Consider the following 12,921-nt stretch of genomic DNA (forward strand, 5'->3'; position numbering starts at 1 on the left):
GGTTCTGTTCGGGACAACCGATATCAACCCAGGACGGGCGTCTTTAGCAACATGTTGGCGGAAGTGAGCAGCACCTAGAGGCAAAAACCGTCGTTTGGCGTTTTTTGTCTTTTCTCTACATAGCCTGTAGGCCAAACGATCAGGATGTAGTTTATGTATATAGGTGAACTTGCTAAACGGGCGTACTGCACGCCGAAGGCTATCCGTTTGTATGAGCGGATGGGGCTGATAGCCCCTCAGCGCCTTGGCAGCTATCGGCTCTACACCGCACAACATTTGAAGCTTGTTCAGATGATCCGCCAGGCCCAGGCCGTGGGTTTCAAGCTGGCGGAAATGAGCGAGCTGCTGGCCGCCAAGCAGCACCAGGCGCCGTTCCCCCTGGCCCTTGCCAATCAGGGTATCGAAGCCAAGCGCGTGGAGCTGAACGTAGAAATCCAATCCCTGTTAAGTCGCCAAGCGAATCTCACCCAGCTACAGCAACAACTCAACAAGCAATTCGGCCCCGATTCAGGTGTCAACGCGCCAGCAGGTAGGTGAACGCTTGTGTCAGCGCTTCCTGCGCAGGGCGTGGCTGGTAACCCAATTCGGTGACCGCTTTTTCGATACTGTAACGCTGCTGCACGCCGTAAAACATCCGTACCTGACTTCGCAGCAATTCGGCTGGTTTGTCGGTGATGGTTGCACGCTGTTCTTGCAGCCAGGCGATCAGCAGGAGTAACGCCTTGGGTGCACGCGGTGGCAGCCGATAGCCGGGGCTGCAGGCGTTAAGCGCTAAAATCACTTCGGCCAGTGACGATGCTTGCGAGTTCGCCAGAATGTAGCGTTGGCCAGGGCGGCCGCTCTCAGCCGCGCGGATCAAGCCATCGGCGACGTCACGAACATCGACAAAATTGAAATGAAAGTTCGGATCAATTACCAGCCTGCGCTCAAGAACAGCAGCGAGAAAGCCCATGGTGTCGGTCAGCCGTGTAGCATTCGGACCGATGATCGCTGACGGCAATATGGTAACCATCGACAGATCGAGAGCTTTTGCGGTTTCCCATGCAGCGCGCTCAGACAGAATCTTCGAAAGGTAGTACGGGTTCTGCTCCTCGGTGTTCCAGATAGTTTCATCCAACCGCTTGCCGCTGTGCCCCACGGCGGCCACCGAGCTTACATACACCACGCGCTTGACGCCCGCCTCGGCAGCAGCACGCAACACGTTTCGTGTGCCCTGCACATTGACCTCGACGATTTCGGCGTACGGTTTTTTCGCCCAGTGTTTGAACACAGCTGCCACTTGGTACAACACGTCTACGCCTTTCAGGGCATGGCGCAACGAGTCTGGATCTAGCAATTCGGCACGAACCACATGGCAGCCGAGCGCGTTCAAATCGGTGGGCTGTTGCGGGTTACGAACGCCTGCGCGCACCTGCTGCCCTCTGACGAGCAGTTCCTTGACCAAGGTGTTGCCTAGATGCCCGTTGGCACCGGTGACCAACGATAGCGTTTGCATACATAGCCTTATCCACGAAACGTGGAATTCGAAGCGAATAAGGCATCGTGAGGGTTGCCCCTAGGGGCAGAGTCAACGAGAACGGGAGCAGATTGATTTTCTACTTTAAAAAGCCGTTCTTGGCATCCGCTTTCGGCCAGAAGCGGTTCCTCAAGTCTGCGTGTCCAACGTCTGAAGTCGACGCCGGGGGGAGATGCTTTTACGGCGCATCACACGCAGGTCGACCAGTTCGCGCAGGGGCAGTAAGAGGAATACCTTCCGCCGCATGATGTTCCCATGGTGGGCAAGGCGACCAAGCCACAACAAGCTTATCGATGAAGAGTCGAACTTTTGGAGAGAGGTGCCGCTTGCTAGGGTAGATAACCCGAATAGGCTCGGCAGCCGCCGCATACCCTGCAAGCAATTGAACAAGCTTGCCGCTCCGCAAATCCTCGTTAACCACGTAGGAAGGCAGATTCGCAATACCCAGGCCAGCTACAGCTGACTGGTGTAATGACTCAGCACTGTCCATCTGTAGCCTTCCACCATGAGTAACGGACACAGAGCCACCATTCACGCGAAAATTCCAAGGAAGCAATCTCCCACCGCTCACGAAATGCAGGCACTGGTGCTCGGATAAATCCTCAGGCGTTTTAGGCTCGGCATGCTCAGCCAAATACTTGGGGGAAGCGCAGGTAATCATTTGTTGGTAGGCCACAGTGCGCGTTAACAACCGAGAGTCTTCCTTCGGTGGCCCGATGCGCATGGCCAAATCAAATCCCTCATCGATCAGATCGACCAGCCTGTCAGAAAAGGTGATATCCACGCTCAGGGAGGGCCAATCCTTAAGACAGCACTCAATGTGCTGAAGGACATGAAGTCTGCCCAGCGCAACCGGCAGACTCATCCGCAGTCGCCCACTGGGTGTCGAACGACGAAACGCAAGGGCATCCTCCACGTCGTCCAGATCCTGAAGAACGCCCACGCAGCGCTCATACAGAACCTGGCCGTCATCCGTCATGCTTAAACTGCGCGTAGTGCGATTCAGTAAACGTACCTGTAAACGAGCCTCGAGCCTGACTATCGACTTCCCCACTGCAGAGCGCGTAAGGCCAAGCTGTTTTGCCGCCGCAGTGAAGCTTCCAGCGTTTACCGAGCTCACAAACGCGGCAATATCATTCAGGTTATGGAGTTCCATGCGACCTCTGGGGGTCTCAACGTTCGGGCGGCTTAGCACCTGTTATGGGGAACCCTATTCCCCAATACTAAGCATAGTATCTCAATTAGACAATCCACTCCCAACAATCAATTGAGGTCATTATGAACACTAAAGTACAAGCAGCCGTCCAAACCTGGGCCAACAGCCTTAGCGATCTGGTACCCGTTCTTAAGGGAATCGATACCACCACAAAAATGAGCGACATCCGCGACTCTTACGCAAAAATGCTCGCGCAAAATCCAGCGCCAGCTGGCGTTAAATTCGAAGCAGTCGACATGGGCGGCGTACCCGGCACACTGGTCACTCCGGACGAGATCAAAACCGATGCGGTTGTGATGTACATCCACGGCGGCGCCTACATTGTAGGTCGTCCAGACGGCTACCACGGCATCGGCGGCAACTACGCGAAAATGCTCGGTGCACGTGTGTACATGCCGGACTATCGCCTTGCCCCTGAGCACAAGTTCCCAGCCTCTATTGACGACACACTGCGCGCCTACGAGTGGCTGCTTGAGCAGAAAATCCCGGCTAACAAAATTGCATTCTGTGGCGAGTCGGCTGGCGGCGCGATGGTTGTCAGCGTCATGGTTGCGGCTAAATCGAAGGGGCTTCCATTGCCTGCGGTTGGCTCCTCCATCTCGCCATGGGCGAACCTTGAACACACCGGTGCTTCCATGAGCAACCGTGAAGGTCTGGATCCTCTGAACTCCAAGCCTGTCTTGGACATACTCGCCAGAGCATTCCTAGGCGGCACATTGGCCAATCATCCTCTGGCCTCACCAGTGTTCGCGGACGTCACCGGTCTTCCACCAATCTTGGTGCAGATCGGCGAGAACGAGCTGATGTTGAGTGATGCAATGCGCCTTGCAACTCACCTGGCTGATAACCGCGTTCGCGTGAACCTGGAAGTATGGCCTGCGATGTTCCACGCCTGGCACTTCTACGCCACCATGCTGCCAGAAGGTCAGCAGGCTATGGAGAGTTCCGTTCGCTTCATCGAGAGTGGCTTGGCCGACGCTAACCGCTAAAGCGCAGACCGACCGTGACAGTTTCCGGCTGTCGCGCCTCGCCCTTTGGCATTCAGCGAGTCCGCCTCGCTCATGGCATCCACCACGGCCTTTGCGCTACGCAGGTAGGCGGCGCCTTCTTCAGTCAAGGTGAGCATCCGGGAGCCGCGCTGGAACAAGCGCACCTGCAGCCGATTCTCCAGCCGGGTGATCAGCTTGCTCACGGCCGATGGCGTCATCTTGTGCACCCGGGCAGCGGCCGAGAAACTGCCACATTCTGTGGACCAGATGACGAAGGAGTCATAGCGCTTCTTGGTGCAGAACCACCAATAGATCGAGAAGACGATGATCATCGGCACCGGGAACAGCAGAAACGCCAGGCGCCAGTTCTCCGGGCCGTAGGCATTGAGCAGCGCACTGATCGCCAGACCGCCAATCAGTGTGCCCCATGGATACCCGGTGTGGTGCAGGCCCAAGGCAAAGCCACGGCGCTCTTTAGACCACCACTCGGACACCGAGGTGACCTCAATGGCCTCCCCGGCACCACCAAATGCGTGGGAAATAATCTGCAAGGCCACCAGCATGCCCAGCGAGGCGGTCAGAAAGTTCAGGCCCGTCAGGAAGGTAAACAGCGTGTAGGCAATGACTATAGGCAGGTGGCGATACTTGCGCATCCAGCCCTGCCCACCCTTGTCCGCCCAGATCATGCACGGTACTGCGATCAGAGACGTGGCGACCGTGATGATGGCGGCCAACAACCCCGTCAACTCAGGACTGGTCTTGAATTCGCTGGTAATGGAGGGCAACAACATGAAGAACATCTGGCGAGAGTTCGCGTCCATGGCATAGACCAGCCAGAGCAAAATCATCGCGCCCCAAGAAGCGGCGCCCGCGCCCTTGGAAACTTTTTTCAACGACAGCATGACACCGGCTTTTTCTTGCGCGAGTCCCATAGGGGAGTCTCCGGATAATTTTATTTTTATTGTTCCGAGTGATCGTGCAGGGCGAGCATCGGACTACCAGTGGCGAGGGAAAGCGTCCCGATCCATTGCGCTTGAGACTACGACTGATAAATATCCATCCGATATAGGCAGAAAATCATACCTGCTTTGAATTTTCGGTACAGGTCGGTGCTGTAGCGCCGGAAACGACACCGCGCTGCCCGGCTCAAACAAGCCAAGCTGCGAATGTGCTGTGTTTGGTACTGCAACGCGAAAACACCATCCGCACACCGGGCGCGAGTAAGAAAAACACAGTGGCGTGATACGTCTGTTTAACCCAATCTATGACCATCCTGCTGGCACCCGATGTCGGGTTGGCGAAACGGGTGTTCCTGATCGCTCTATAGAGAGTCGCGTTTAGATGCTCGACCTGAACGACGTTGCTTTATTCGTGCAAGTGGTTCGCAGCGGCAGCTTTGCCGAAGCCGCACGGCAGTTGGGCATGCCGCCCAACACCTTGAGCCGACGCATTCAAATGCTCGAGGCCCACCTCGACACACGCTTGCTGCAGCGCTCGACTCGCAAGCTGACGCTCACCCACGCAGGTCAAGCTTTTCATGACCGCAGTGTGGGTCCAATTGACGGGCTGCTGGGTGCAGGCCAGGAGCTCATCACTGGTAGTCAAGAACCCATCGGGCGCGTGCGTATTGCGGCTATGGCTGACTTTTTCGACTTTTTCCCGATGGAGTGGGTCGGCGGCTTTCTGAGCGTACACCCACGGGTTCAGCTTGATTTCGTGCTCAGTGATGGGCGTGCCGACCTGATCGCCGACCGCATTGATGTCGCGTTTCGCGGAGGCCCGCTACCTGACTCGGGCTATGTTGGCAGGCAGCTCATCCATGCCAGCCGCGAAGGGTTGGTGGCCAGCCCAGCCTATATCGCGACACACGGAAACCCTGGCGCACTTGCAGATCTGCTCGACCATGACAGTGTTAACTTCGGCAATCCCAGTGGTTTCACGACCTGGCGTCTTGTCGGGCCGAGCGGTACCGAGGAGGACGTACAAATTCCCACTCGGTTTACCGCCAACACGGCGCAAGCCTTGCGTAAAGCCACCCTCGCAGGCTTAGGTATCGCGTTGCTTCCACCCGCGCTCACCAGTGTCGACCTCAAGGCCGGCCGGCTAGTGCCAGTGCTGCCGCAGTACCACCGCAAGAGCCACGGCTTACATGTGCTCTATCCAAGCCGTCGGCATTTGCCATTGGCGGTCTCGGCTTTTATCGGGCTGGTGATGGACAAACTCAAGGCAGAAGCCTTCCCGGCCGAGCCATCGCAGTCCGGTTGATGGCTAGGTGTGCAGCGCTAGGGTTTGCGCGCAGAGGCCCAACGCAATTCTGCTTGGCATCGAACGGCCACTTGCCAAGCGATGTAGAAACTTGCGCGAAAAAATAGCCGTCTTGGAAGATTCTCCAAGCGCCCATCAAAAGATAAATGCGCACCTCTATTACACTCCTAAATGGACGAGTGCAATCCAACTTGGCCATCTTATCTAGTAAACGGGTTAGCCATATTCTTGCGACATCGAGGGCCGACGCTCTCCCACCAATGTCACGAGGATGCCACTCTATGAATACCCCCACTCCCTTGCACAGCTATCAAGATCATGAGCTCGGCTACACCACAGAGCGTACCTACGAGAAAGCGCGCGCCATCGTCCACCGTACTCACGGCCGCGCGCATGGACTGGTCACTCGCCTGGTAAGCCCAGGTGATCTCGGTCAGTTGCTGAAGCCGTTTGTCTTTCTCGATATTTTCAGCACACAGCCGAACGCCAAACCTCAAGGTTTTGGCATGCACCCGCACTCTGGTATCGCCACCCTGACCTTCATGGAAGCAGGCGAAGTGATCTATGAAGACACCACCGGCAAAAAGGGCGTACTACCCGCCGGCGGCGTGGAGTGGATGCGCGCTGGTAACGGCATTTGGCATTCGGGCACGCCGGTCGGCGAAGGCGCCATGCGCGGATTCCAGTTGTGGGTCGCCCTGCCCGCCGCGCTGGAAAATGCCCCCCCTGAAAGCCACTACCTCGCCCCTGAGCAGGTTCCCCAGGAAGGCCCGGCGCGGGTGCTGCTCGGTCGCTACGGCAATGCTCAGAGCGCTATCCCGGCACCCGCGGACATGACCTACCTGGCCATCACCTTGAAGGAGGGCGAGCAGTGGCGCTACACGCCGCCAGCCGGTCACGACGTGGCCTGGGTGGCTGTCAGTGAGGGTCAGCTCAAGACCAACAGCACGATTCGTTCTGGCGAACTGGCGGTGTTCGAGGAGTCGAACCAAGCCATCAATTTTGCTGCTCTGGGCAAGACGACCTTTGTCTTGGGCTCGGCCGTTAAGCACCCGCATGAGCTGGTGACCGGCTACTACTCGGTTCACACCAGCAAGGAAGCCCTTGCCCAAGGCGAGGCGGAAATTCAGCGCATCGGTACAGTCCTGCAGCGCAAGGGTTATCGGCCCTGACGCGAGGCGGCGCAAGGATCAAGCATACGAACGCAACCACTTGCCAGGAGTTAACCATGCACATTCTTCACATCGACTCGAGCATCCTCGGGGCCCATTCGGTCAGCCGCACGCTGTCTGCACAAGTGGTCATAAAACTGCAGGTGGATACACCGGATGCAGTGGTGACCTACCGCGACCTGTCGGCCGCCCCCATCGCCCACCTGTCCGGCGCCTATCTCGGCGCGCTGCAGAGCCCAGGGAGCGAACAGACACCCGTGATGCAGGACGATCTCACAACCGGCGCCGCCGCGCTGCAGGAGTTCCTTGCCGCCGACATCGTGGTGCTGGGTGTTGCCTTCTACAACTTCACCGTCCCTAGCCAGCTCAAGGCCTGGATCGATCGCGTCCTGGTTGCCGGACAAACCTTCCGCTACACCGCCGAAGGGCAGTTGGAGGGGCTTGCTGGCGGCAAGCGGGTCATTCTTGCGGTTGCCCGTGGTGGCCACTACGGGCCGGAATCGCCCATCGCAGCGATGGAGCACGGTGAAACCTACCTGCGCAGCGTGCTCAGCTTTATCGGTATCCATGACCCGCAGGTCATTGTTGCCGAGGGTATTGCCCTGGGCGCTGAGCAGCGCGCCGCCGCAATCGCTGCCGCAGAGCAACAGATCAGCGCACTTAACGCCTGACCATTCTGGATCGCGCAGCACATACAACAACGCCATAGGTAGGGCCAACCCAGGCAATGCCTGACAAAGCGCTGCTTAGCCTTCAGGGCGCTGACAGCGCTCAACTTTCCGAACCTTCGTTATCAGGAGAACACCATGAGTATTGGCATTATCGGTTCCGGCGCCCTCGGCTCCAACATCGCACGAGCGCTCGCCCAAAAAGGCATTTCCGCCACCCTCTCCAACAGCCGCGGGCCTGCATCATTGGCCGCACTGGTTGCAGAACTCGGCCCCACCATCAAAGCAGGCACAGTCGAAGAAGCCGCACGCGCAAATATCGTGTTTGCCGCTGTGCGCTGGAGCGATGCCGAAGCGGTAATGAGCAGCCTGCCAGCGTGGAATGGCCGTATCGTGGTTGACGGCACCAACCCCGTCGAGTTTCTCGACCCGGATTCGCCCGATGCCAACGACCCGAGCAACCCGCTCGCAGCCTACGGTATCAAAGCAGTCGATCTGGGCGGCAAACACTCCAGCGAGCTGTTCAGCCAATTCGTCCCAGGCGCACGGGTGGTCAAAGCGTTCAACCACCTCGACGTTAATGTCCTGCCAGAGCCAGAAGTCGCGGGCGGCAAACGCGTGCTGTTCTACTCGGGCGATGATGCTGCAGCAAAAGCAGACGTGCGTCAGATCATTGAAGACGCCGGTTTCTACCCGGTAGACCTGGGCTCGTTGGATGTCGGTGGGCCGCTGGCTTCACTGCCCTTCGGTTCGCTGGCCGCACAGAACTTCATCAAGATCTAAGCGTAGCGTTGAGCGCCGGCTCTCGTGGGGGTTGTCTGCCTGGTGCAGCAGCCCTCAGAGAATAGACGGCTGCACTCAGCGATCACCTGCCTGACGCTGTTGCTCACTGCTCGCCAACAGCTCGACGAAGGCACGAACCTTCGCTGGGCGAAAGCGCGCCGCCGGGAACACTGCATGGATACCACCGCTAGGCAGGCGCCACTGCGGCAGCACCTGGATCAGGCGACCATTAACAAGGTCGTCGGCAATCACGTAGTCCGGCAGCACCGACAAACCCGCACCTTGGCACACGGCTTCACGTACAGCGAGTGTGGCATCGAGAAAGATCGAGGCCTGCAAGGTGACAGTCTGCCGCTCGTGTTCGCCGCGTGAAAAAGTCCAGCGCAGGTGCTCGCGCAAAGCCGTATTGGCCACGAACGGCAGTTTGCCGATTTCCTGTGGTTGCGCGAAGCCTGCCACCTGGGCTGCCAGACTCGGCGCGGCAACCAGCAGTTGCTGGAAGGCGCCGATCTTACGCGCTTGCTGGCCGGTCTCCGCCAACCAGCCTACGCGAATGGCGAGTTCGATATTGCCCGACATCATGTCCAGCGTCTGATCACTGAACGTCGCATCGACCTTGCACCCCGGGTAACGCTGGGTAAACGCGGCAATCGCAGGAACCACGACACCGACGCCATAATCAAACGGAGCGGTGATGCGTAAAGTGCCCGTCGGTTCCTGAGACGCATCGCCCAGCTCGTCGAACGCCTCCTCCGCCTCACGCAAGATCCGCGCGCAACGCAGATAAAACGCCTGGCCCACCTCCGTAGTACGCACGCTACGTGTGGTGCGCACCAAAAGAGAGGTTTTGAACTCCCGCTCTAGCCGCGCCACCTGCTGGCTGACCACAGCTTTGGTAATACCCAGGCGCTCGGCCGCCGCCGTGAAGGAGCCGGTTTCCACCACGGTTGCGAAGTAGGTGAGGCGCCGCAGGTTGCTGAAAGCGCCGAGGCCTGTTTCGCCTTGATTGTATGTCTTTAGCATACTCTTCATATATCGCGTGTGTATTTAATAGTCAATCGGCAGCGCCTAAGCTAAGCCTCAAGAAACGGAGGCATCCCCATGAGCAAAACCCTGCAGTATTTGTACGACCCACTATGTGGCTGGTGCTACGGCGCCATGCCAGCGCTTGCCAAGTTGCAAGGCGTGGCCGGCCTGACCCTCGAACTGCTACCGACGGGCTTGTTTACCGGCCAAGGCGCCCGCGCGATGGACACTGATTTCGCCAACTTCGCCTGGTTCAACGACCAGCGTATCGCCACACAGACAGGACAGGATTTCAGTGAGGCGTATCGGCAGTTGGTGCTGGCTGATCGTCAGCAACGCTTCGACAGCGGCCCGGCCACCCTGGCGCTTAGTGCCGTGGCTGCGACAGCCCCGGCTCGGGAGTACGACGCGCTCAAGGCGATCCAGTTGGCGCGCTACGTGGGCGGCCGCGATGTCACCTCAGCAGTTTCACTCGTTGAAATTCTGCGTGCGCTCGACCTGAGCGAAGCCGCTGCACTGCTGGCCCATCCAGAGCCGGCGCTTGTCAGCCTCAATAAGGCGCGCACAAGACAAGCGCAGGAGTTGCTTCAGGCCTTTGCTGCCCGCGGCGTTCCTACTCTGCTTCTCGAATCCGCCGGGCAGCGCTCCGTGCTGAATAGCAGCGCCTTGTTTGCCAACCCAACGGCGCTTATCGAGCAGCTCGCAGCAGCCTGAAACTGTCCACCCCATTGTCAATTGCGCTGTCAGCGCAGCAGGAGAAACTCCATGACCACACGTCGCACTGTCATCAAAGCTGCCGCCACTCTCGGTGCCGCAGCCGCAGTTCTAAGCAAAGGCGCTTGGGCTACCGGCACCGGGCTGAGCTGGCGGCATTTCCCCGCAGGCGAGAACGGTTTCTTCCGCGCGCCAGTACTACTCTCGGGAGCCCGTGAGGCCGTGCTGATCGATGCTGGCTTTACCCTGTCCGACGGCCAAGCCATTGCGCAAGCCATCAAGGGCAGCGGCAAACAGCTGACCACCATCTACATCAGCCAGAGCGACCCCGACTATTACTTCGGCCTGGGCCCGATCAAAGCCGCGTTCCCCGACGCACGGGTAATTGCTGCGCCCGCTACCTTGACCGCCATCCAAGGCAACGTAGCCAAGAAACTGGCAACCTGGAGCCCGCAATTGAAAGAGAACGGGCCGCAGACCCTGGCAGACATCGTCATGCCTGAGGCATTCGACGGCCCGACACTCACACTGGAAGAACATGCCATCGAGATCGTCGACGCCAAATACCTGGCCAACCGTCGCTACCTGTGGGTGCCGTCGCTGAAGGCCATTGTCGGTGGCGTACTGGTGTTCGCCGATGTGCATGTCTGGACCGCCGACACCGCTGGCGCGGAAGGCCGTGCAGCCTGGATCCGTAACCTGGATGCCATGCTCACCCGTAACGCGGCCGTGGTCGTCCCCGGCCACATGAAACCTGCCACGGTGACCGACGCCTCGGCCATCCGCTACACCCGCGATTATCTCCTGGCGTTCGAGGAGGAGCTGGGCAAAGCAGCAGACAGCGCTGCACTGATCGCCGCAATGACTGCGCGCTACCCGGATGCCGGCATGGGCGTTGCCTTGCAAATCGGTGCCAAAGTTGCCAAAGGCGAAATGCAATGGGGGTAACAGTATGAACAATCTGGAGATTATTCGCGCAACCTATGAAGGCAGCTCAGAGGACAATGGCAAGCACCTGCTTGCTACCCTGGCACCGACGGCCACCTGGACCGAGGCAGCGGGCTTTCCGTACGCGGGCACTTATACCGGGCCGGACGAAATTGTCGCCAATGTGTTTAGCCGATTAGCGAGCGAATGGCTGGACTACCGCGCCACGGTTCACACCTACCTCGCCGATGGCGACCGGGTCGCGGCCTTTGGTGTGTATTCTGGTACCTACCGGGCCACCGGCAAAGCCATGAGCGCCACCTTCGCGCACCTATACCGCCTTGAGGACGGCAAGATCGTCAGCATGGAACAGTATGTCGACAGCGCGATCGTTCGACAGGCGATGCTGGGGTAATAACCTCTGCTGAGCATATCGAGGTTCCACGCCTGCGGCTCCTCGTCTAGTAACGCGTGATAGGCCGGATCGAGAAGGTACTTGCCATTGGTGGCACGGTTTGGTGAAGACATCAAAGATTCCGGCAATGGACAGGTATCACCCGCCAGGCTCACCCAAACCGCAGAGCAATCACCAGCGACAGGAAAATAGGGGCAACCACGTGACCGGGGATCAAGGCCGACGCAACATTTCCGGTTCCTGGCGATAGCGTCCGGCAGACATGAGCACTGCATTCTCAGTCCGCTCGCGTGTCAATCCCGTGCTGCTATACCGTTCAAGGCGTAGTAGCTGCGGATGATCTGGCTGTCGTCTGCGCGACCCTCTCCGCGCCCCGAGGTGGCTAGAAAAAGCTGATGCGCGACTGAGGCAATCGGTAGCGCTGCTTTCGCATCGCGCCCAGCCTCAAGGACGATGCCCAGATCCTTGACGAATATATCAACGGCGCTGCTGACCTCAGGATGGGCTTGTAGCATTCGTGGCCCGCGGTCTTTGAGCATCCAGCTCGATGCCGCCGAGCCACCCATGATTTCCAGCAGCACAGGCAGATCGACACCTACCTTGGCTGCGAGCGCAAAGGCTTCGGCGACCACAGCGATGTGCACGCCGCACAGTAGTTGGTTGACGGCCTTGACCGTGGCCCCCTGCCCGGCTCGCTCACCGACATGGAAGATACGCTGGCCAATGCCCTCGAATGTTGGCTGCACCGCTTCGAAGGTGGCGCGCTCGCAGGCGGCCATGATGGTCAGCGAACCGGCCATAGCGCCTGCGGTGCCGCCTGACACCGGGGCATCGACGAAACGGCGCCCCGTTGCCCTCACCCGCTCGGCGATACGCTCGACGGCGGCGGGTGGACAGGTGGCCATCAGGCAGACAATGCCATTCTCGGCCAACGCGGCCAGCGCACCGTTGTCGAACAGTACCTGCTCGGCCTGGGCGGCATTGACCACCATCAGAATCAGCACCTCGGCGCCATCGCAGGCGGCCGCCGCGCTCGCTGCCGGCTCACCACCAGCCTCCGCAAGTTCGGCCAGGGCAACCGGGTTGAGATCTATCCCGCGCACAGGGTGGCCGGCGGCCAGCAGGTTCTTGGCCATGGGCAGCCCCATCGAGCCAAGCCCGGCAAATGCAATAGTAGTCATGAGAACTCCTTGCATGACGCGCCCCCGGTGAAAACCGGGGACGCACCGA

Annotated in this window: 13 protein-coding genes and 2 pseudogenes; 9 read left to right on the forward strand and 6 right to left on the reverse strand. The window is 59.1% G+C overall.

All coding sequences use genetic code 11. From position 1 onward, the window contains the following. Positions 1-153: 153 nt before the first annotated feature. Positions 154-537 (forward strand): MerR family transcriptional regulator, encoded by a 384-nt coding sequence (locus ACZ3GY_RS12880; protein WP_465910354.1) that lies wholly within the window; start codon positions 154-156, stop codon positions 535-537. Here the strand turns inward: ACZ3GY_RS12880 and ACZ3GY_RS12885 are convergent. Both ACZ3GY_RS12885 and ACZ3GY_RS12890 read right to left on the reverse strand, forming a co-directional pair. After that, a complete protein-coding gene (locus tag ACZ3GY_RS12885; protein ID WP_465910355.1) occupies positions 515-1,495 on the reverse strand; it encodes an NAD-dependent epimerase/dehydratase family protein in 981 nt (326 codons plus the stop codon). The two genes, ACZ3GY_RS12880 and ACZ3GY_RS12885, sit on opposite strands and share 23 nt — an antisense overlap. A gap of 199 nt (positions 1,496-1,694) precedes the next feature. Then, positions 1,695-2,672, reverse strand: coding sequence for a LysR family transcriptional regulator (locus ACZ3GY_RS12890; RefSeq protein ID WP_465910357.1), 978 nt, complete (start codon positions 2,670-2,672; stop codon positions 1,695-1,697). A 122-nt stretch (positions 2,673-2,794) separates the two neighbouring features. On the opposite strand from ACZ3GY_RS12890, the gene ACZ3GY_RS12895 reads away from it, so the two are divergent. Continuing rightward, positions 2,795-3,721: an alpha/beta hydrolase gene (locus ACZ3GY_RS12895; RefSeq protein WP_463565519.1), complete on the forward strand. Its 927-nt coding sequence runs from the start codon at positions 2,795-2,797 to the stop codon at positions 3,719-3,721. 53 nt (positions 3,722-3,774) lie between these two features. On the opposite strand, the pseudogene ACZ3GY_RS12900 reads toward ACZ3GY_RS12895, so the two are convergent. Next, positions 3,775-3,990: pseudogene (locus ACZ3GY_RS12900) on the reverse strand (LysR family transcriptional regulator); the annotation flags it as partial. 42 nt (positions 3,991-4,032) lie between these two features. Beyond that, a pseudogene (locus tag ACZ3GY_RS12905) lies at positions 4,033-4,653 on the reverse strand (MFS transporter); the annotation flags it as partial. Between the two features lie 409 nt (positions 4,654-5,062). Here ACZ3GY_RS12905 and ACZ3GY_RS12910 point away from each other — a divergent pair. From ACZ3GY_RS12910 to ACZ3GY_RS12925, 4 genes are all read left to right on the forward strand, one after another. After that, entirely contained in the window at positions 5,063-5,986 is a 924-nt protein-coding gene (locus tag ACZ3GY_RS12910; protein WP_463565520.1) for a LysR family transcriptional regulator, read from the forward strand. Between the two features lie 281 nt (positions 5,987-6,267). After that, positions 6,268-7,158, forward strand: a complete 891-nt coding sequence (locus ACZ3GY_RS12915; protein ID WP_465910358.1) for a pirin family protein — start codon at positions 6,268-6,270, stop codon at positions 7,156-7,158. A 56-nt stretch (positions 7,159-7,214) separates the two neighbouring features. Further along, positions 7,215-7,829, forward strand: a complete 615-nt coding sequence (locus tag ACZ3GY_RS12920) for an FMN-dependent NADH-azoreductase (RefSeq protein WP_465910359.1) — start codon at positions 7,215-7,217, stop codon at positions 7,827-7,829. A gap of 135 nt (positions 7,830-7,964) precedes the next feature. Further along, positions 7,965-8,609, forward strand: a complete 645-nt coding sequence (locus ACZ3GY_RS12925; RefSeq protein WP_463565523.1) for an NADPH-dependent F420 reductase — start codon at positions 7,965-7,967, stop codon at positions 8,607-8,609. A 75-nt stretch (positions 8,610-8,684) separates the two neighbouring features. Here ACZ3GY_RS12925 and ACZ3GY_RS12930 read toward each other — a convergent pair whose 3' ends face one another. Continuing rightward, on the reverse strand, positions 8,685-9,632 hold the full coding sequence (locus ACZ3GY_RS12930; protein WP_463565524.1) for a LysR family transcriptional regulator: 948 nt from the start codon (positions 9,630-9,632) through the stop codon (positions 8,685-8,687). A gap of 78 nt (positions 9,633-9,710) precedes the next feature. On the opposite strand from ACZ3GY_RS12930, the gene ACZ3GY_RS12935 reads away from it, so the two are divergent. From ACZ3GY_RS12935 to ACZ3GY_RS12945, 3 genes are read left to right on the forward strand one after another with little or no spacing between them, the layout of a single operon-like run. Beyond that, on the forward strand, positions 9,711-10,349 hold the full coding sequence (locus ACZ3GY_RS12935; protein ID WP_463565525.1) for a DsbA family protein: 639 nt from the start codon (positions 9,711-9,713) through the stop codon (positions 10,347-10,349). A 51-nt stretch (positions 10,350-10,400) separates the two neighbouring features. Beyond that, positions 10,401-11,297, forward strand: a complete 897-nt coding sequence (locus tag ACZ3GY_RS12940; protein ID WP_463565526.1) for an MBL fold metallo-hydrolase — start codon at positions 10,401-10,403, stop codon at positions 11,295-11,297. Between the two features lie 4 nt (positions 11,298-11,301). Then, positions 11,302-11,691, forward strand: a complete 390-nt coding sequence (locus ACZ3GY_RS12945; RefSeq protein ID WP_463566120.1) for a nuclear transport factor 2 family protein — start codon at positions 11,302-11,304, stop codon at positions 11,689-11,691. 293 nt (positions 11,692-11,984) lie between these two features. Here the strand turns inward: ACZ3GY_RS12945 and ACZ3GY_RS12950 are convergent, their stop codons facing one another. Then, positions 11,985-12,872, reverse strand: a complete 888-nt coding sequence (locus tag ACZ3GY_RS12950) for an NAD(P)-dependent oxidoreductase (RefSeq protein WP_465910361.1) — start codon at positions 12,870-12,872, stop codon at positions 11,985-11,987. Between the last annotated feature and the right edge of the window lie 49 nt (positions 12,873-12,921).

It is taken from the genome of Pseudomonas sp. PME37.24/006 (assembly GCF_055556635.1).